The sequence below is a fragment of the Gemmatimonadota bacterium genome (assembly GCA_026387915.1).
Taxonomy (GTDB): Bacteria; Gemmatimonadota; Gemmatimonadetes; order Gemmatimonadales; family Gemmatimonadaceae; genus Fen-1231.
In genome coordinates, this window is the sequence record JAPLKS010000007.1 from 236,792 (window position 1) to 256,932 (window position 20,141).

12 protein-coding genes are annotated in these 20,141 nt (G+C 62.9%); 4 read left to right on the plus strand and 8 right to left on the minus strand.

All coding sequences use genetic code 11. The features are described 5' to 3' along the window. Positions 1 to 123: 123 nt before the first annotated feature. A complete protein-coding gene (locus NTZ43_03560; protein ID MCX5766288.1) occupies positions 124 to 1,140 on the minus strand; it encodes a M28 family peptidase in 1,017 nt (338 codons plus the stop codon). Positions 1,141 to 1,267: 127 nt separating this feature from the next. Between NTZ43_03560 and NTZ43_03565 the strand changes: the two genes are divergently transcribed. Then, complete coding sequence (locus tag NTZ43_03565; GenBank protein MCX5766289.1) at positions 1,268 to 4,441, plus strand: glycosyl hydrolase; 3,174 nt, start codon at positions 1,268 to 1,270, stop codon at positions 4,439 to 4,441. Between the two features lie 129 nt (positions 4,442 to 4,570). On the opposite strand, the gene NTZ43_03570 is transcribed toward NTZ43_03565, so the two are convergent. The 3 genes from NTZ43_03570 to NTZ43_03580 are packed head-to-tail and all read right to left on the minus strand — an operon-like array spanning position 4,571 to position 7,184. Beyond that, positions 4,571 to 5,716 (minus strand): glutathionylspermidine synthase family protein, encoded by a 1,146-nt coding sequence (locus NTZ43_03570; GenBank protein ID MCX5766290.1) that lies wholly within the window; start codon positions 5,714 to 5,716, stop codon positions 4,571 to 4,573. After that, on the minus strand, positions 5,716 to 6,084 hold the full coding sequence (locus tag NTZ43_03575) for a hypothetical protein (GenBank protein ID MCX5766291.1): 369 nt from the start codon (positions 6,082 to 6,084) through the stop codon (positions 5,716 to 5,718). Before NTZ43_03575 ends, NTZ43_03570 begins: the two co-directional genes overlap by 1 nt. After that, on the minus strand, positions 6,081 to 7,184 hold the full coding sequence (locus tag NTZ43_03580) for a phosphodiester glycosidase family protein (GenBank protein ID MCX5766292.1): 1,104 nt from the start codon (positions 7,182 to 7,184) through the stop codon (positions 6,081 to 6,083). Before NTZ43_03580 ends, NTZ43_03575 begins: the two co-directional genes overlap by 4 nt. 269 nt (positions 7,185 to 7,453) lie before the next feature. On the opposite strand from NTZ43_03580, the gene NTZ43_03585 reads away from it, so the two are divergent. Next, a complete protein-coding gene (locus NTZ43_03585) occupies positions 7,454 to 10,285 on the plus strand; it encodes a carboxypeptidase regulatory-like domain-containing protein (protein ID MCX5766293.1) in 2,832 nt (943 codons plus the stop codon). A gap of 146 nt (positions 10,286 to 10,431) precedes the next feature. Here the strand turns inward: NTZ43_03585 and NTZ43_03590 are convergent, their stop codons facing one another. Together NTZ43_03590 and NTZ43_03595 are read right to left on the minus strand one after the other, a co-directional pair. Then, complete coding sequence (locus NTZ43_03590; GenBank protein MCX5766294.1) at positions 10,432 to 12,699, minus strand: DUF6259 domain-containing protein; 2,268 nt, start codon at positions 12,697 to 12,699, stop codon at positions 10,432 to 10,434. Continuing rightward, positions 12,696 to 13,916, minus strand: coding sequence for a DUF1343 domain-containing protein (locus NTZ43_03595; GenBank protein ID MCX5766295.1), 1,221 nt, complete (start codon positions 13,914 to 13,916; stop codon positions 12,696 to 12,698). Before NTZ43_03595 ends, NTZ43_03590 begins: the two co-directional genes overlap by 4 nt. A 226-nt stretch (positions 13,917 to 14,142) precedes the next feature. On the opposite strand from NTZ43_03595, the gene deoC reads away from it, so the two are divergent. Together deoC and NTZ43_03605 are read left to right on the plus strand one after the other, a co-directional pair. Beyond that, a complete protein-coding gene (gene deoC / locus NTZ43_03600) occupies positions 14,143 to 15,072 on the plus strand; it encodes a deoxyribose-phosphate aldolase (protein MCX5766296.1) in 930 nt (309 codons plus the stop codon). Beyond that, entirely contained in the window at positions 15,069 to 17,468 is a 2,400-nt protein-coding gene (locus NTZ43_03605; GenBank protein MCX5766297.1) for an aldehyde dehydrogenase family protein, read from the plus strand. The genes deoC and NTZ43_03605 overlap by 4 nt, the downstream gene beginning before the upstream one ends. Here the strand turns inward: NTZ43_03605 and NTZ43_03610 are convergent, their stop codons facing one another. Both NTZ43_03610 and NTZ43_03615 read right to left on the minus strand, forming a co-directional pair. Continuing rightward, positions 17,469 to 18,509: a hypothetical protein gene (locus tag NTZ43_03610; GenBank protein MCX5766298.1), complete on the minus strand. Its 1,041-nt coding sequence runs from the start codon at positions 18,507 to 18,509 to the stop codon at positions 17,469 to 17,471. A gap of 149 nt (positions 18,510 to 18,658) precedes the next feature. Then, complete coding sequence (locus NTZ43_03615; protein MCX5766299.1) at positions 18,659 to 20,050, minus strand: tryptophanase; 1,392 nt, start codon at positions 20,048 to 20,050, stop codon at positions 18,659 to 18,661. Positions 20,051 to 20,141: the final 91 nt, after the last annotated feature.

Below are 20,141 nucleotides of genomic sequence, written 5' to 3' on the forward strand. Positions count from 1 at the left end.
GGGCGCTCACGCGCCAGTCAAACGACAAGCGCCGGGGGTCGTCGTTCACGACGCTCCCGGCGCTTGAGCATTTCAATACCGCTGAGACGAGTGGGGCTCGGTGTCTAGACCGCTGAGGATCGCTTAGGGCGCCTTTGCCGCGGCGCGCGCGGTGGCTACGCCATCAAGCCCCGCGTCGAGCCGCCGCACAAAGTCCGCCACGGTGCGCGCCGCCCGCACAAAAAATGCCGGCTCGATTCGGGAGAACTCATCACTCGGCTTGTGATAGTCCGGGTGATCCTCGACGCCAAAGTAAACCCACGGGATTTTCTTGTCGTTGAACGCGCCCTGGTCCGACTGATTCGTCCAGTTGTTCTGCCCAACACCGGAGTCGTGTCCGAGCAGGAGCTTCACCTCAGCGACCTTCGCCGTGGCCTCGACGAGCGGTCGCATCACAGGAAAGGGCGTCGCGCCAGCCGCATAGAGTTCGCCCTTCACGTTGCGCCCGACCATGTCGAGATTCACGTTGGCCATGATCTTCTCGAGCGGAACGGGGGGATGTTCCACAAACGCCCGCGCACCGCGTTCGCCGGATTCCTCGCCGTCAAACCAGGCGAAGATGATGCTGTTCTCGGGCGGGTGCGCCTTGACCCACGCTGCAATGGCGAGGAGCGCGGTGGTGCCGGAGGCGTTGTCGTCCGCGCCGTTGTAGATGGTATCGCCGTTCACGCCGGGCGAGCGCATGCCGACGTGATCATAGTGCGCCGACGCCACGATGTAGCGATCCGGATGAGCGGTGCCGCGCACGATCGCCACCATATTCACGCCGTTGGTCGCGGTGCCACCGCGGCCGGAGAAGGAAAACGGCTGGGCAAAGCTGTCCGCCGCGGGCACCAATCCGATGCGTATGATGGCACGCTGGAGCCAGGCGCGGGCGCGAGCCCCGCCGGGAGTGCCCACGCGACGCCCTTCCATGGAATCGGCAGAGAGCGCGGAGAGGTCGGCCACGAGGCGCGCAGAATCGAGCGCAGGAAGTGCTGGCGCGCGCTGCGCGTGGGCGGCGGCTGGGGAGCCGAGGAGGGCGAGGCTCAGGGCGACAGCACGCATGGCGCCCGGCGTGCGCACGGCTGAGCGCGGAACGATTCGAAGGGAGAGGGTCATGTGAGGGAAGCTATCACGGACCGGTGCGGAGTGCGATGTCGCCGAATCTGCGCTATGCTTCTGTCGCGGTGGACACGCCATGTGATGCCGCGCACCGCCGAGTTCCCACTCACACTGGAGTCTTCCTGTGTCCGTGTTCCGCGTCGCCCGACTCACTGTCATTCTCGCCACTATTGGCGCCGCTGGCGCCCCGGTGCGGCCGCTTGCTGCACAGCAACGCACGCCGGTAGCCGTGGGCTATGACTCGTCGCTCTTTCGCGCGCTCCAGTGGCGCAACGTCGGTCCGTTCCGCGGCGGTCGCGCGAATGCTGTTGCTGGCGTAGCCGCGCAGCCCTACGTGTACTACGCGGGTTACACGGGAGGTGGCGTTTGGAAGACCGATGACGCCGGCCACACGTGGCGCAACATTTCCGACGGATTCTTCCGCACGAGCTCGATTGGCGCGATTGCCGTGGCGGAGTCGGATGTGAACGTGCTGTATGTCGGCACGGGAGAGCACGCGATTCGCGGACAGTCGTCGAGCTTCGGCGACGGGGTATACAAGAGCACCGATGCGGGCAAAACGTGGAAGCACGTGGGCCTCGCGGCAACCAAGCAGATCTCGCAGGTACGCATTCATCCGCAAAACCCAGATGTGGTGTACGTGGCCGCGCAGGGGGACCGCTGGAAGGGGACGGCGGACCGCGGCATTTATCGCTCCACCGATGGCGGCAAGTCGTGGACGCTCGTGCTCAAGGGCGATAACGCCACGAGTGGCGCGAGTGATCTGTCGATGGACGCCACCAACCCGCGCATTCTCTACGCCGCCTTTTGGGATCACCAGCGTCTGCCGTGGCAGGTGCGCTCGGGCGGCCCAGGAAGCGGGCTCTGGAAGAGCACCGACGGCGGCGACACTTGGAAGCGGCTCACCGGCGGCGGGTTGCCCGCATTGATGGGCAAGATTGGCGTGGCGGTCTCGCCGGCGAATCCGGAACGTGTGTACGCGATTATCGAAGCCGAGAAGAGCGGCATGTACCGGTCCGACGATGCGGGCGCCACGTGGAAGTTGCTCTCGGAACAGCGCGATCTCGTCACGCGCAGCTGGTACTACATGAACGTGACGGCCGATCCGCAGAACGAAAACGTGGTCTACGCCATCAACGCGCCGATCATGAAGTCGATTGACGGCGGCGCAACCTTCACAACGCTCAACTCACTCCACGGCGACAACCACCAGTTGTGGGTGAACCCGCGCGACTCGCGCTACATGGTGAACGCCAACGACGGCGGCGCTGCCATCACGCTTGACGGCGCGAAAAGCTGGAGCACACAGGACAACCAACCGACGGCGCAGTTTTATCATGTGATCGTCGACGACGTCTACCCGTACCGGCTTTATAGCGGCCAGCAGGACAATACGTCCGTCATCATCAAGAGCCGCACCGACGGATTTGGCATCACGCCGGCCGATTGGACCGAAGGCCCCGGCTGCGAAAGCGCGAACATTGGCGTCGATCGCAAGACGCCGCGGTATGTATACGGCGGATGCTATCAGGGCATTCTCGACGAGTTGGATTCACAGACGGGGCTCCGCCGGCAGATCATGCCGTGGCCCGAGCTCAACCTCACTGAGCCGAGCGACCAGACGCGGTATCGGTTCAACTGGACGTCGCCGGCGGTGGTGTCGCGACACAGTGCGAACGTGGTGTATCACGGCGGCAACGTGCTGTTCCGTTCGCCGGACCGCGGTCGTACCTGGACACCCATCTCCCCCGACCTCACGCGCAACGACAAGAGCACCCAGGGTGTGGGCGGTGTGCCGTTCACCAACGAAGGCGCGGGCGGCGAAGTGTACGGCGCCATTGTGACCATCGCCGAATCGCCGCACGAGGCGAACACGATCTACGTGGGCACCGACGATGGACTCGTGCAGCTCACGCGCGACGGCGGCAAGACGTGGACCAATGTCACGCCCGCTGGGCTGGCTGTTGGTCTCTCGAACGAACTCGAGGTCTCGCCGCATGACCCAGCGACCGTCTACCTCGCGTACCGCTTAGATCGTCGCGGCGATTACGCGCCCTACGCCATGAAATCCACCGACTACGGCAAGACGTGGACGCGCATCAACACCGGACTGCGTGACGGCGAGCCCGTTCGTGTGATTCGCGAAGACCCCGAACGACGCGGCTTGCTCTACGCAGGCACGGAAACCGGCGCGTACCTCTCGTTTGATGCAGGGGCGCATTGGCAGTCGTTCTCGCAGAACCTGCCGGTGACGCCGGTGACGGGGCTGGAAGTGCGCCACGGCAACTTGTACGCCTCCACCGAAGGGCGCGCCTTCTGGGCGCTCGACGACCTGAGTCCCGTGCGTCAGCTCAGCGAAGAGATTGCCAAGCGCGACGTGCATCTCTTTACGCCGCGCCAGGCGTTGCTGGTGCCGGGCGGCGTGATGCCGATGCCTGGCATCGGCAAGAATCCCGCACCAGGGGCGACCGTCTATTTCTCGCTCGCCAAGGCGCCGGACTCATCCGCGACCACAACGCTTGAGTTCCTCGATGCGCGCGGCGTGGTACTGCGCAAATACGCCAAGGCCGCCGCCGCGCCGCCGGTGAAGGGACGCGGCCGCAGCGACAGCCCTGCGTTCAGTCCCAAGGCGGGACTCAACGCCTTCCAGTGGGATATTCGCAGCGAAGCACCCACGGCACTGCCCGGCAACATCACCGTGTGGGGCGGCGGCACGTCGGGCTATCAGTTGCCGCCGGGCCGTTATCAGGTTCGCCTGACCATCGGCACCTCGGTGCAGACGCAATCGTTCGACGTGCGCGCAGACCCGCGCTCGACCGCGACCGCCGCCGAGGTCGCGGCTCGTGACTCACTCTCCCGCGCCGTGCATGCGCGGTTGACCGACATTCACGACGCCCTTCTCCGAGTGCGGGACATCAAGGAGCAGGTCAATGCCTTCGTGGATCGCGCGAAGGACGCACCGACCGCCAAGGTCATCGCCGAAAAGGGCAATGCAATCGCTGGCACCTCTGACGCTCTCGACCCGCGCCTCTCCACCAAAGCGGCCAACGGGCAAGACGTGATCAACTACCGTAACGGCATGAACGCACAATACGCCTTCCTCCTCGGCAACATCGAAGGCAACGACGCGCTCACCCAGCCGATGCGCGAGCGCTTTGTGGAACTCGAAAAGAAGTGGGCGGCGTTACGGGCGGAAATTGATCGACTGGAAAACACCGACGTGGCCGCGTTCAACAAGCTGCTACAAGAGGCGCAGATCCAAGGCGTGATTGTGCCGAAGCCCAAGGTCGCGATGTAGTCGCCTGTGGTACGCACACAAAACGGGGAGCCCGCGTATCCGACGCGGGCTCCCCGTTTTGCTTGCCATACGATTCGCGCGACTTGAGCGCCGACGCTTTCACGGCGTCCAACAAGCGCCGTATTCCGGCTATGCCGTAAAGAAGTGCGGCACGAACCGCGAGGTGTTGCCCGTCACCCAGCCGTCCGATTCACGAATCCCCATTCCAGCGGCTTCTTGTCCAATTATCCAACTCCCTATCACCGGGCGCACGCCGTCGAACACTTGAATCGGAGCGAGCTGCTGGAACACAAAGCCCTCGGAGCCGTAGTTGCCGTGTCCTTCGAGGTGGTCCTGCATCGTATGCACGGTCACGTTCGCGCCTTCGCGCGAGAACAGTGGCTTCTTCACCCATTCGAACATGTCTCGTGGTTCGTCGAAGTACGCGGGGACGAGATACGGTGAGTCGGGAAAGAGTTCCCAGAGAATGGGAAGAATTCCCTTGTTGGAGAGAATCATTTTCCAGGGCGGCTCAATAAACATCGTGTCGCTCTGCGTCACAAATTCGCCGAACTGTTCCGAGAGCATCCACTCCCACGGGTAGAGTTTGAAGAGCGTCGCGATTTTTTCGTCGTTCCCACCGCGGAACTCGCGGTCCGTGGCGTTCCAACCAATGTCGGCGATGCTGACGAGCCGCGTGCCGAACCCCGCGTGCGAGGCCGTGTCGGCGAGATAGCCAACGGTCATGCCATCTTCGCGATCGTCCATGGCGGCAAAGTGTACGATGTGCCCCTCAGGTCCCGGCGTCGGCAGATAGGGGCCGAACGATCGCCACAGCTCCACGAGTCGTTCGTGAATCGAGTTGAACTGATCTTTGCCGGCGAACACGTCGTGCAGCCAGTCCCATTGAATAACGGCCGCCTCGAGCAGCGACGTCGGCGTATCGGCATTATACTCGAGCATCTTCGGCGGACTCACGCCATCGTAGGCCAGATCAAAGCGGCCGAAGACCGAGGGCGGCTCTTCTTTCCAACTCCGCTCAATCAGCGGCACCGCCGCCTCAGGAATGCGCAGCTCGGCGTAGCGTTTTTCGTCGATCACATGCTGCACCGCTTCGAGGCAGCGGGCGTGCAGGTCGTTGGTCGCGCGCTCGATGCGTTCGATTTCATCGGCATCGAACGTGTAGTACGTGCCCTCAGCCCAATAGGGAATCTCGTCCGGCGTGTGCCACGAGAGTCCGCGGGCCTCAACTTTTTTCTGCCAGTCGAGGCGCGGCGAGCAAGACAGTCGTTTCATTAGGAGCCCGCGCCGCTGGCGTGCGCGGCGCCTGAGCCGCCGAAGCCACCACGCACCGTACCGGCGCTGCCGCCAATCGCCCCGCCACCTCGATACGTGGGGCTATAGTGCTCGGCGCCAATCGCGGTCGGTCGCCCGCCACGCGAGAGATAGGTGCTGTATCCGCTGTTGTAGTAGAGCATCGGATACGGATAGACGTGCGGAAAGAACACGCCATCGTGATAGTAGCCGCGATGTTCGATGGCGTACTGACAGGCCTCCGCCGAATAGAACGACGGTTCGCAGGGATCCGGCGGCGGCGCGTGGCCGCAGGCCACAGCGACGAGTGACGGCACCAGCCCAAGCACCACATTGCGGGAACGCTTCAACGCTTGACCCTCGGGGGACGGGGACGAGTTTGCACGAGCAGGAGCGCATTACCGACTTCGCGCTCGCCGGTCGGATCGGTCGGCGAGTTCACCACGGTGCCCTGCACCCACATGGCGGTTGAGCCGCCGCCGTCAAAATTCAGCGCTTGCCACGCGCCAATATCCAGCAGGAGATCGGCGAGTTCGACGGTCGTCATGCCCACGCTCTTGGTGGAGCGCCCATCCACCGTCACAAGGTACAAGGTTGAGCTATCTCGGGAAAACCCAACCACCGTACGTGGATGACGGGCCATCGCGTTTCGCGCGATGGTGCCCTCTTCGGTGGCGGAGTTGGCGGCAATATTGACGCCGTCACGGAGGATGCGCGGCCAGCCGCCCGCGAGCTGCGCTAGCGGGGTTTGCGGGGGCAGTGGGGCCGCATGAAGCGACACGTAGACCGTCTCCCCTTCACCGACGCCGGCGATGTCCTTGGCGGTGGCACCGTAGCCCACCAATACCGCCCCCTGCACCGGAATCTCCCCGCCGGACACCGCGCGAACTGGGCCCTGACGCACGTAGACCGTGGTATCGCCACGGCGCGCCGCGAAGCGCAACGGCGCCTCGGTCACCGGTCGGATGGTGTCACGCGGCACGTTCGCGCCGGCACGGTAGGTGAAAAGTGCCGTCCCCTCGGGACCGGTCACCACGCCGTTGAGCGAAATGAGCGTGAACTTCGCGCGTGCGGTTCGGGCTGATCCTTCAAAAACAAATCGGTCGATCAAGGGGCGATTCGCGGAGTCGAGGCCGAACTGTGCGTGCACGTTATGAAAAGTGCCGAACGGAGACTCGGTGACCTTCACGCCTTTCCACCACTCACCGTCAATCACTTGATTGTTTTCGTTCTCGCCCGTTTTGAGGTCAAAGAAATCGGCGTTGACGGCAGCGAGCACCACATCACCGGGGTTTTGCGGGCGACGCGCCATGTCGGAGGTGCGCTCACGGGTGCGCAGTTGATCGTGCGCGCGCGCATGCCGCAGGGTGAGATCGGGGCGGCGCAGATCCACCGTCAGCACGTTGACAATCCACGGCCCGCCGAGGCGCACGAACCGGCTGTAGGTCACGCCGGGAGCCACCGTACGCCGAGAAATTGTGTCCGCCTGCTGCGCCTGTACGGGCCGAGCAACTCCCCAAAGGATTACGGAGGTAAGGGCTGCGGAAATTACTCTGCGCTGATAGCTCACGGCGGGCACGGTTAGGGTGGCATCACGGGCTCCTTTATTCTATTATGTATCTAATCCGTTACAAAGCGTCGAGCTTTTGGCGACGCGTGGCGGCCACCCACCCCGCAGTTGCAGCCCCCCACCTCCCTACCCCTATTCGGAGGCACCCGATGAAGTCCAGCTACAAAGCGTTGTTACTCGCGCTGTTGGCGATTGCCGGCAGTTCGAGGGCGCTCCTCGCTCAAAACACCATCACCCTCGAGGGTGTGGTAAAGTCTGAGGCCGGCCCACTCCAGGGCGCCCAGGTGACCGTGGTGAATGTCGCCACGCAGGAAACGGCCCGCGCCCTGTCGCGTGCCAGCGGTGAGTTCCGCGTGCTCGGCCTCTTTGCCGGTAACTACACCGTGACGGTGCGGATGATCGGCTACAAGCCGCTCTCCGAAACCGTCCAGCTCGTGATCGGCCAGCGCGCCCGTTTGGAGTTCCTGATGGAGAAGGGTGTTGCGGAGCTGTCCGCCACCACCGTCATGGGCGAGCGGGTGAAGCAGGTGGAAGTGCAGCGCCTGTCCGTATCAGCGCCGGTTCTCAAGGAAGAAATCGAGAACCTCCCGCTGAACTCGCGCGGCATCATGAACCTCGCCGGCATCGCCCCCGGCATCAAGACGTACGCGCCGCAGTCGGGCCGCACGTTGCCGACGTCGGGCGGCGCGCCGGATCTTCGCTTCTTCAACGTCTACATGGACGGCGTCGAAATGAAGAGCCTGTACAACGGCAACATCGTCGGCCTCGGCCAGACGGGTTCGCCGCTCCCGCAGGAAGCGCTGGAACAGTTCCGCGTGTTTGTGAACCCGTATGACGCCGAGTATTCGCGCGCGGGCTCGTATGTGATTAGCGCCGAAAGCCGCCGCGGCACCAACAAGTGGGAAGGCTCGGCGTTTGGCTTTTTCCAGAACAAGTCGCTCATCACCAAGAATGCGTTCCAGGCGGCACTGCCGAACTTCGGCCGTGAGCAGCTCGGCCTGAACATCCGTGGTCCGCTCATCAAGAACAAGCTCTTCCTTGCGGCCAGCTACGAGCTGGCGTCGACCGATTTCTACCTCGACGTGATTCCGACCAGCGGCGCCTGGACGACCTCGAAGTACAAGGGTTCGTTCCTCGCCCCCAACAAGAACCACACGCTGTTCACGCGCCTGACCTATGTGCAGGACGCGCAGACGACGTATGACGCGATGATCTCCGCCCGTTTCCTCAAGGGTGAAGGCAACTTCGGCGCCCGCGTATCGCAGGACGGCGGCATCTCGCAGGACTACAAGATCTACACGGCGCAGCTGCGCCAGCGGTATCTGGACAAGGGTGGCAACTTCGTGAATGAGGCCAGTCTTCAGCTCGTGAGCTGGGATCACAACGAAGCGCCGCTCAAGCCCGGCCCGCAGTTGACCTACCCGGGCATCGTCTTTGGGACGTCGGGCTTCCCGCTCATCCTGAACGAACTCCATTTGCGTGCGGTAGATCGCGCCACGTGGAACATCGACAATGCCTCCGGTTCGCACGTCATCAAGGCGGGCGTCGAAATCAGTCAGATCTCGGCCAGCCAGACGTTCCCGAACAACAAGGACGGTTCGTTCAACTTTCTGACGGACACGTCGACGCTCCCGAATACGGCGTCAATCGCGGTCGGCTTTACCGACCCGAACGGCATCAGCGATGCCAAGGCGAGCGCTACGGGCATCGTCACGGGGTTGTACATCAACGACGAATGGCGCCTGCAGGACAACCTGACGTTCAGCATTGGCATTCGCCACGATGCTGAGTTCAACACGATGAACAACAAGTACACGGTGCCGTGGGCCACCGATCCTGTGTTGCAGGCTATTCCGCAGTTCGCGGACTACCTGAACCTCGGCAACCGCAAGAACCAGCTCGGCAACTTCTCGCCGCGCTTTGCCTTCTCGTGGGATCCGCTGCGGAACAACAAGACGTTCGTTCGCGGTGGCTTCGGCATCATCTACGATCGCGTCACGAGCTTCATTGGGTTCCAGGAGCGCAAGAACTCGACGTGGCGGACGTACAACTTCACGTTCAACAACACGACCAATCTGCCGACGCTCGATCCGGCGGTGCTCAAGGCTCGCGTGTTGGCTGGCCAGTCGGGCTCGCCGGCGCCGATTTTGATCAAGCATGACATGAAGACGCCGCAGAACCAGCAGATGTCGCTGGGCGTCGGCCATCAGTTCACGAGCGAGTTCGGTGTGAACGTCGACTACGTGCGTCAGCATCTCACGAACCTCTACGTGCAGCGCAACCCGAACTACGTGAACAAGAACGCGTCCGGGCCGGTGCCGGTTGGAACGCGCATGCTGACGGCGAAGTACGGCGACATTATTCTGTGGGACGACATCGGCGTCGCCGACTACTCGGCGTTCCTCGTGTCGGCTACTTGGCAGCGCGGCAAGACCCGCGTGAACCTTGCCTACACCCTCGGCTGGTACGAAGGCAACTTCGACACGGCTGCTCTGCCGAACTTCGCCCTGCCGTTCCTGTTCAACTCGCAGCGCACGACCGGTGACGAGCGGCACCGCCTGGTGCTCTCGGAAGTCAGCCCGATTCCGTTCGGCTTTATGCTCTCCACGATCGCAACGATCGCGAGCCCGCGCCCGTACACGAGCATCGACGGCCGCGACATCAACGGCGACAACATCACCGGCGACGACTACACCGGTGGCACCACGTCGTCGACGGGTATCCGTACGGTTCGCCCGTCGGAGAAGTGGGACAACTGGTATCGCACGGTTGACGTCCGCCTCTCGCGTCCGCTCTGGACGATCGACGGAAAAAAGATCAGCTTCTCGGCTGAAATCTTCAATCTGTTCAACTGGAGCAGCAACCTCTCGTACGGCTCCACGCAGTTCACGGCTACGGGAACTGGCGTGGCATCGTACGGCGTGCCGACCGGTGCGTATGCGGCGCGGCAGGCGCAGGTGGGGATGCGGATCGATTGGTAAGGACTACCGCAGTGGGTTGACCGTTTGAGTAGAACAACAAGAACGGCGGGGCAGCGTTGAGCTGCTCCGCCGTTCTTGTTGTTTGGGTCTTATCGATCGCGACTGCGTTATCAGTCGTAGACGGTTGACCGTTTACCGTTGTCCGTTCATCGCGCGGCGGGCTTCAATTCCAGTACCACGCCTTCCAGCCCTGCCATCGGCACCTCAAGGCTCGTGATCCCAGCACCGAGCGTTCCGATGGTTCGTACACCGCTTGCATCGTGCCGCACGATCTTGGTGCCCACCCCCACGCCATACCGTGCACCATCGATGCGCACGCGCACTGCACCGGAATCATCGGTGATGCGCACCAGCGCTAGCGCGACGCGGCCGTCACGGGCCTTCCAAGCGGAAGAGAGCACCGCCGGAGAGGTCAGGTGCGCCTCCACCGGCCCGCCCCGCCGCGCGGCGTAAATCGAGATGCGCGAGAGGCGCACATCCACAGTCGGCACGTCGATGTCCGGCGCACGCAGAAAGGTCCCGTCGAGAAAGAAATCGCGCAGGCCATACCGGAGACGCGCGAGCTTCTCGAGATAATCCATCTCGGCGCGACGCTCCGTCAACTGTTCGGGCAAAAAGTTCGCGATAGTCGGCTGCATCCCCCACACGAACATCCGCGCCTGCTCCAAAAAGAACTGACCACGATAGGCACGGTCGAGCAGCGTGAGCGCATTCGCTGGACGAAGCTCCGCCGGCCACAGTTCGTCGTACGGAGGATAGGTCAGCGATCCGTATGTTCCGTACGTCACGGCGTACTGGTGATACACCGCCTGAAAGAGCGGCACCACTTCCCAACCGCTCGCGGGGTCGGCGTACCGCTCCTGACTCACTTGCAGCGTCAGAAAGGCATCGAGGTCAGGCAACCAACTTTCGCCACCGCCTTCGCCGGCAAAACCAAAGGGCAGCGTACCGCCGCGACGGCGCAGGTCCTTGGCGAGCAAACGGAAACCGTCCATCCAGTAGTGACCGCCACCCACGGGGTGCCCGTGGTCCGGATTCCAGCAGACCAAGCTGAGGACGGCTTGGTCCATATAGATGCCGTCGAGTCCGTACTGATGCATCACCGTGTCGGCGATGCCGGCGTACTTGTCGCGCCAGAACGAGGTGGAAATGTCCATAGTCGCGCACGGCTGCGGATCAAACACATTGTAGACCTCGGTGCGCACTTTCCCGTCGCGCTCACGCACCGCCCAGCGTTCGGCGTTCTCGCTTTTCCAACTCGGCGTGGGGAGACACCAGAGCCGCTGATTCATATAAACAATCGAATGCAAACCCTTCTGCTTAGCCGCGCGCACGGCCTTCGTGAATGGCTCCGCGCCTTCGCGCGGCGGCAGGTAGTCGGGGAAGCTCGTGTCGTAGGGGCCGTTGTGCCACCAATGCCAGAACACACTCACCGGCAGCTTGGCGTCGTTCTGTAGAAGGGCCGCGGGGGCGAGCACGGCGTCCGAGCGGCCGCGATTCCATTCCCAGATTCCGGTTTCACGCACCCACGCGGGGGTACGGCGTGTGGCGAGACGGCTCTCACGTGCCCAGTACTGTTTGGTGCCCCACGCGCGATATCGTTCTGCGGCGTTGAGCCAGTCGCCGTCGATGGCACCTACCAGCGCGTCATAGCTGGTGGCGTAGCTATCGTCGTGCCCAGGGTTCGACGGTAGATGTGTCATCTCAAAGCCCGCCGAACCACCGGGCTCTCCCCAGAGCGCGAACGACTTGCGGTACGCGAGCGTGTCGTTCGCCGCAAAGTACAGCCCACCGGTTGGCGGCGCGGTGAGCGAAATCTCCTGCAGTGAAAGCGCGCCTGGGTAGACCCACTCGATGCGACGTCCCGCAGGCCCAGAACCGGCCAACAACTTTCGCGGATCGCGCGCCATCTGCCCCATCCACTGCGGCACCACGAGTTGCTCGTGTTCGCCGAGTTTCGCGATGCCCGAGATCCGCGGAAAATGCACGACTTCCACGGGCAGTGCGCGCGTCCCCTCTACGCGAATGCGCCACGCGGATGTGCTGTCGGCGCGGAGTTGCACCGTGGCAATCACACGCAACGTTGCCGAGCGCGCGAACTGGTCCCAGGTCAGCTCAAGTCCGCGACTCCCGCTGAGGCGGCGCCACGAAAACCGTCCTGCCTGCGCGGCAGTGACCGGCGCGGCATCTGCAATGTCGAGCGACCAGAGCCCCGTCACGTCGCGGTCGCCACCGGCGAGCTGCCGCTGGTGCGAATCGGTAAGCGACTGCACATGCCCGTCGGTCGCCGAGAGCGCGAGTCGCAATCCTGGCGAGTCGAGCGCGGGGGCGCCCTGCTGCGCCGCCGCAGTGGACAGCGCGCCGACCATCAGCGCAACGATGGCGCGCGTGAGTACCCCCGCGCGCGCCCTCACTTGTAGATCAGGTATGGTTTGATTTTCTGTGCGAACAGTTTTTCATCAGCCGCCCAGCGTACGAGCAATGCGTCCACCGTGCCTTGATCGACGGCCATGCGGAGCTGGTCGGTGCCGCCGAGGCGATCAATGGACTTCTCGCGCCAGGTAAAATCCGCCTTGTGTCGTGCCTGAATCGCCGCGAGCATGCGGATGCCGAGTTCCACGGGGCGCACGACGTTACGGTCGGTGACGCGCACCTTGATCATCGGAATGGTTTGCCCGCCAAACTTGTAGCCCGCTTCGATGGCACGTGACGTGGAATCGAAGTGGACGCCTGGCAGTTTGCGCGCATTGAGTTCCGCGGCAATCGCACCGGCATCCGTGAGCCAACTCGCGCCGATCAGCGTAAACGGGTCGTCGGTGCCACGCCCTTCAGTGGCACTCGTGCCCTCAAAGAGCACCGTGCCTGGGTAGAGCAACGAGGCGTCGAGCGTGCGCAAGTTCGGCGACGGGTTCACCCACGGGATTCCCGTTTCGTCAAACCACTGCGAGCGCCGATAGTTCTGCATCGGCACCACCATCACCTTGGCGTCGATGAGTTTTTCGCCCACGAGGTACTTGAGCAGTTCGCCCGGCGTGAGGCCGTAACGCAACGCCACGGGGTGCTGCCCAACGAGCGAGGCAAACTTGGGATCGAGAATATTCCCTTCCACGCGGTCCGCGCGAATGGGGTCTGGGCGGTCGAGAATAATGATCGGCTTTTTTGCCGCCGCCGCCATGTTGGCGAGCGTCCACTGGAAGGTGTAGACGCGGGCGCCGACATCCTGAATGTCGTAGAGCAGCACATCGACATCCTTCAGCATCTCTGGGGTCGGCACCGACACATCGCCGAAGAGCGAATAAATGGGAACACCAGTCGCCGAATCCACCGTGGACGCGACCTTCTCCCCCGCCTTGGCCACACCACGCAGCCCGTGCTCCGGACCAAACAGCGCCGTGAGTTTCACGCCGGGAGCGCGGAAGAGCAGGTCGATGGTGCTTGTCCCCTTCCGATCACGTCCAGAATGATTGGTCAGGAGCCCAACCCGCTTGCCGCGGATGAGGTGCAGCGAGTCCTTGAGCAAAACCTCAATCCCCGGCACCACATTGCCCGTGGGCTGGCGGGCCCCCTGTGCGGGAGCGGCGCTGGGGAGGGTGGCAAGGAGCAGAATGAGAGCGGGGATGGTGCGTCGCATGATCGGCGTCCGTTGAGTCCGTGGGTACGGTGAGGGATCTTCAAAAACCGCTCTCGTATTGTATCACCCCCGTCCTCGCTGGGCTATCTTATTATCAATTCCCCCTGAGCCCGAGACCGGCATGCCCATTACGCGAGCCAACCTCCATCTCTCCACCGGCGACAGTGAGCGCCGAGTCGGCGCGCGTCACCAGCCGCCGGGTGACCACGTCGAGAGAAATCCAGGGATGCCGCTCGACCTCGACCTCGTGCTGGCGCAGCACGTCAATAAGAGCGCCGCCGAACGCCGGGCCTCCACCATTCCCACGCGCCGCACCGTAAAAAAACAGTGGCAGGCCGCGTGGCAGCTGCGCGCGATCACCCTCATTGACCTCACGACACTTTCCGGCGACGACACACCCGGCAATGTCCGTCGGCTCTGCGCGAAAGCCATGCATCCGCTGCGCCCCGATCTCCTTAAAGCGCTCGGCGCCGAATCACTGAACGTGACAACCGGCGCCGTGTGCGTCTATCACGCGCTCGTGCCAACGGCGGTAGACGCACTCAAGGGGAGCAACATTCCGGTCGCCGCTGTGAGTACGGGCTTTCCTGCCGGTCTCTCACCGTTCTCCACGCGCCTCGCCGAAGTGCGCGAAAGCGTCGCGGCGGGCGCAAAGGAAATCGACATTGTCATCACCCGCGCGCATGTGCTCACCGGTGACTGGAACGCGCTCTACGACGAAGTGCAACGATTCCGTGAAGCCTGCGGGCCCGCCCATATGAAAGCCATTCTCGCGACCGGCGATTTGGCCACGCTCACAAACGTGGCTCGCGCCTCGATGGTCGCCATGATGGCCGGAGCAGATTTCATTAAGACCAGCACCGGGAAAGAAGGAGTCAACGCGACCCTTCCCGTTTCGCTAGTGATGGTGCGCATGATTCGCGACTACTTCGAGCGCACGGGCTACGCGGTTGGCTACAAACCGGCGGGCGGCATTCGTACAGCGAAAAACGCACTGGAATATTTGTATCTCATCAAAGAAGAACTCGGCGACCGCTGGCTCCGCCCCGACTTGTTTCGCTTTGGTGCGAGTGGGCTCCTCACCGACATCGAGCGCCAGCTCGAGCACTTTACCACCGGGCGCTATGCTGCGGCCCACCGCCAGCCGATGGTATGAACACACCTCCTTCCGTTTCCGACATTTTCGCGTCCATGGACTACGGCCCATCGCCGGAGAGCGACAAGCCGGCACTCGCCTGGATTGCGGCGCACAACGCGACCTTCGGCCACTTCATCAACGGCGCGTGGACCAAACCCAAGGCCACGTTCAACGTGCACAACCCTGCCACGGCAACGGTCATAGCCAAAGTGTCGCAGGGCTCTGCCGCTGACGTAGACGCCGCGGTGGCCGCCGCCCGCAAAGCGCTCCCCGGCTGGCGTGCGCTGAGCGGCCACGCGCGTGCACGGCACCTGTATGCGCTCGCTCGCGCCATGCAGCGCAACGCACGCCTCTTCGCCGTGTTAGAGACGCTCGACAACGGCAAGAGTATTCGCGAAACGCGCGACATTGATATTCCGCTCGTTGCGAGGCATTTCTACCACCACGCAGGTTGGGCACAACTGCTCGAGACCGAATTCCCCGGACACACGGGCGCTGGCGTGGTGGGGCAGATCATTCCGTGGAATTTTCCGTTGCTGATGCTAGCGTGGAAAGTTGCCCCAGCTCTCGCGGCAGGATGCACCATCGTATTGAAGCCGGCAGAGTTCACACCGCTCACGGCGCTCGCATTTGCGGAGATCGCCGCCGAGGCGGGGCTGCCCGCTGGTGTACTCAACATCCTCACCGGCGACGGTGCCACCGGCGCAGCGCTTGTGGACCACAAAGGAGTGGACAAACTCGCCTTCACCGGCAGCACCGACGTCGGTCGCATCATTCGGAAGGCCACCGCGGGGAGCGGCAAAAAACTTTCGCTCGAACTCGGCGGCAAAAGTCCGTTCATTGTTTTTGAGGATGCCGATCTCGACAGCGTGGTCGAAGGCGTGGTGGACGCCATCTGGTTCAATCAAGGCCAGGTCTGCTGCGCGGGTTCGCGCTTGTTGATGCAAGAAGGGATCGCCGAGCGCCTCGTGGAAAAGCTGCGTGCGCGCATGGAGAAACTCCGCGTCGGTTCTCCGCTCGACAAAGCCGTGGATATGGGTGCGATTGTCGCACCGGTGCAGCTCGAACGCATTGCCGCGCTCGTTGAGCAGGGGAAGCAAGAAGGCTCCGAGTGCTGGCAGCCGAGCTGGGCGGTGCCGGAAAAAGGCTCGTTCTTTCCGCCAACGCTGTTCACGAACGTCGCTCCAAGCGCGACGATTGCGCAGGTGGAGATCTTCGGCCCCGTACTCGTGTCAATGACCTTCCGCACGCCCGACGAAGCGGTCGCACTGGCCAACAATACGCCCTTCGGACTCGCGGCGAGTGTGTGGAGCGACAATATCAATCTCGCACTCGATATCGCCCCAAAAATCAAAGCGGGCGTGGTGTGGGTGAACTGCACCAATCTCTTTGATGCGGCCGCTGGCTTTGGTGGCTATCGCGAATCAGGGTACGGACGCGAAGGTGGGCGCGAGGGGATGTGGGAGTATCTCAAGCCGTCAGCACCGCTGCGCGCTCCGGCAAAGGCTGCCGCAGCGAAAACCAAAGGCAAGGCAGTCGTCGCGGCCAAGAGCCGAGTTGTAACAGACGTCTCCGTGGGAGTCGACCGCACTTCCAAGCTGTTCATCGGCGGCAAACAAGCGCGCCCTGATTCCGGCTATTCGCTACCCGTCAAAGGATTCAACGGCGCAGTGATCGGCGAAGTGGGCGAAGGGAGCCGAAAGGATATTCGGAACGCTGTTGAAGCGGCGCGTGGCGCAGCTGGCTCGTGGGCACGCGCCTCAGGGCACAACCGCGCACAGATTCTCTACTACATCGCCGAAAATCTCTCGGCGCGCGCCGCCGAGTTTGGCACGCGTATTCGCGCGATGACGGGTGGCGACGGCGCCGCTGAGGTGGAGGCGAGCATTCGTCGCCTCTTCACCTACGCTGCGTGGGCCGACAAGTGGGACGGCCAGGTGCACCAAACGCCAATCCGCGGCGTCACGCTGGCCATGAACGAACCGCTCGGCGTCGTTGGCATTGCCGCGCCGGCCGTGTCACCGTTGCTCGGTTGGCTCTCGTACGTCGCACCGGCGATTGCCTGCGGCAACACGGTGGTCACCGTGCCGAGCGAGTCGCATCCGTTGGCCGTCACCGATTTCTATCAGGTGCTCGAGACGAGCGATGTCCCGGCTGGCGTGGTGAACATCGTCACCGGGCGCACCGACGAACTCGCCAAGACGCTCGCCGAACACGACGATGTGGACGCCATCTGGTTCAGCGGCAGTCGCGCTGGCGTCACCGCCTGCGAACTCGCCAGCATCGGCAACATGAAGCAGACGTGGTGCGAGTGGACGCCTCGCGACTGGGCCGACGTGGCCCAGGGCGAGGGTCGGGCATTCCTGCGTCACGCGACGCAGGTGAAGAACATATGGATTCCCTACGGGGAGTAGCTACGGTTTCCAAATTCTCGAACGAAGCCCCGACACGGGAATACGGAACGGATACTGCGCGCTTCCGGTCGTGGAAATCGCGCTGAACGGGTGATCTTTATCGATTTTCACTTCGACGGTTTCTGAAAATACCAGGAAGCCGTCAGCAATCACCGGCCCGTAATTCCAAATAATTCGGGCCGCAGCGTCCGGATAGCCCTGCTTGTGGTAGTACTCCTCGTTCCACTTCGCATGCGCCTGCTCCCCCGCCACCCAATCGGCGAGCAGGGCTTTGTCGGCGTCGCTCATTGGCACCTGCCGCACTTCCTGCCCGAAACGCTCAATCTGCATGGCCTTTTTCTGGCGCGCCCACGCGTCGGTAATCAGCGAGTCTTTGTGGTCAGCAATCCACTCGCGCTGCCAGCGCGCTTCGAGCCGCTGGGCCCAGTACGCGTCGATGCTCTTGTACAACGCATCGCCGGTGGACGTGCCGTCCACGATCTCTTTGGTGATGCCGCGTTTCCGTAGCATCTCCTCGAACATGCGCTGGCGCACGGCGAAGGTTGACCCCGCCCCCTGCGTTGCCCGCTGAAACGCCAACCCCGCCTCCCCTTTATCGAAGGCGTTGGTGCCGCGCGTCTTTTTGTAGAGGCGATAGGTATTCTCGTCCATCGCCGGCAGCACCACGTAATCGCGGGTGATTTCGAGCGTACTCTTGTACAGCGACACAGCGCCGAGCGCCGTGCCCGCGACCGTTTTGTCGAGGAGCTTGTCGGCCACCTTTCCGAGCGCCCAATCCACAGCAGCCTGATAGGCTTCGTCATCGCGCGCTTCGGCGGCGAGGGTGTAGAGCTTCACCACCGTGAGTGCATCAGCGGCAGTCTTGAGAGCGGCCGGAGAATCACCCAGCGCGAGTCCCACGGCGTCCTTGGTCATGCCGGTGCCAGTGGCGATCAAGCGCATCACGGAATCGCGCGAAAGTTTTGATGGGTCCTGCGCGTAGAGTGGCGCGGCTAAGAGGTACAGCGCCAGTACGGCGAGCAGCCGGAAACGAGCAGTCATAAACAGCCTCGCGTGAGGAGCGTTCAGGGGGGAGACTCTGGCTCCCTCCATACTGGCCCACCGTCGGCCACCGCGCAGTCAGAGGCTTCCTGACACAGCACCCCTCACGCGGTTACGACGCGCACAGTTCCTCACGCGCGGATGTCGCGTTATACCGCGAGGACGCTCTCCGCCACCGGCGCAAACTTGGCCGTAAAGTGCCGCAGTGCCGACGGCTGCTGCACGATCTTCACGCCGCGAATGTTGTGCTTCACCGAGTGCAGATAGATCAGCACCTCGCACACATAGTCCATATGGCTCTGCGTGTACACACGCCGCGGGAATGCCAATCGCACAAGCTCGAGCTCCGAGAACTTCTCCGTGGCATCCGGCTGCTTGCCGAACATCACCGATCCAATCTCACAGGCGCGGATGCCACCCACCGTGTAGAGCGCCACGCTCAGCGCCCAACCCGGATACTCACTTTGCGGAATGTGACTGAGCCAGCTCTTGGCGTCGAGGTAGAGCGCATGCCCACCAGCGGGTCGCACCGTGGGAATGCCAGCCGCCGTCATCCGCTCCGACAAATACTCAACCGTACGAATGCGATACCGGAGATAGTCTTCGCTCAGCGCCTCACGGAGCCCCACGGCAATCGCCTCGAGGTCGTACCCCGCCAGTCCGCCGTACGTGGGGAATCCTTCTGTGAGAATCAACGAGTTGCGGCACCGCTCGGCGAGCGCATCATCGTTCACGGCCAAAAAACCACCGATGTTCGCCATGCCGTCCTTCTTGGCGCTCATCGTGCAACCATCGGCCAAACGAAACATCTCCTGCGCAATCTGCATGGGCGTTTTGTCTTCGTAGCCGGGCTCACGCATCTTGATGAACATGGCGTTCTCGGCAAAACGGCAGGCGTCAATGATAAACGGCACGCCGAACTGTTTGCACAGCTCGCTCACGCCGCGCACGTTCGCCATGCTCACCGGCTGTCCGCCTTCGGAGTTGTTGGTGACGGTGCACATCACCATCGGAATCTGTCCGCGCTTTTCGCGGAGCGTCCGCTCCAGTGCGGCGAGATCCATGTTTCCCTTGAACGGATGCAACGTGGCCGGCTGGTGCCCCTCAGCAATCGGCAGATTCAGCGCCACGCCGCGGCGGGCTTCGATGTTCGCTCGCGTAGTGTCGAAGTGCGTGTTGTTGGGCACAATCACGCCCTCATCCACCATCGCCTGACTCAAAATGTGTTCAGCGGCGCGTCCTTGGTGCGTGGGGATCACATGCTTGAATCCTGTGATCTCGTGCACCGTCTGCTCAAAGGCAAAGAACGATCGCGCGCCGGCGTACGACTCATCGCCGCGCATCATCCCCGCCCACTGGTAGATGCTCATCGCACCCGTGCCACTGTCGGTGAGCAAGTCGATCAGCACATCCTCTGCGCGGATCTGAAAGGGATTGTAGTGCGCCACGCGAATCGCGTGCTCGCGTTCCGCCCGGCTCGTCTGCCGAATGGGCTCGACCGTCTTTATCCGGAACGGTTCGATGATTGTTTTGAATTCCATATGGCGAATATACCGCCACCCCCCAAACAATACAGTCGGCTAAATCCGCCTTCTGCGTCAGCTTACGCCGGAGGCTGAAATGGCGGATATT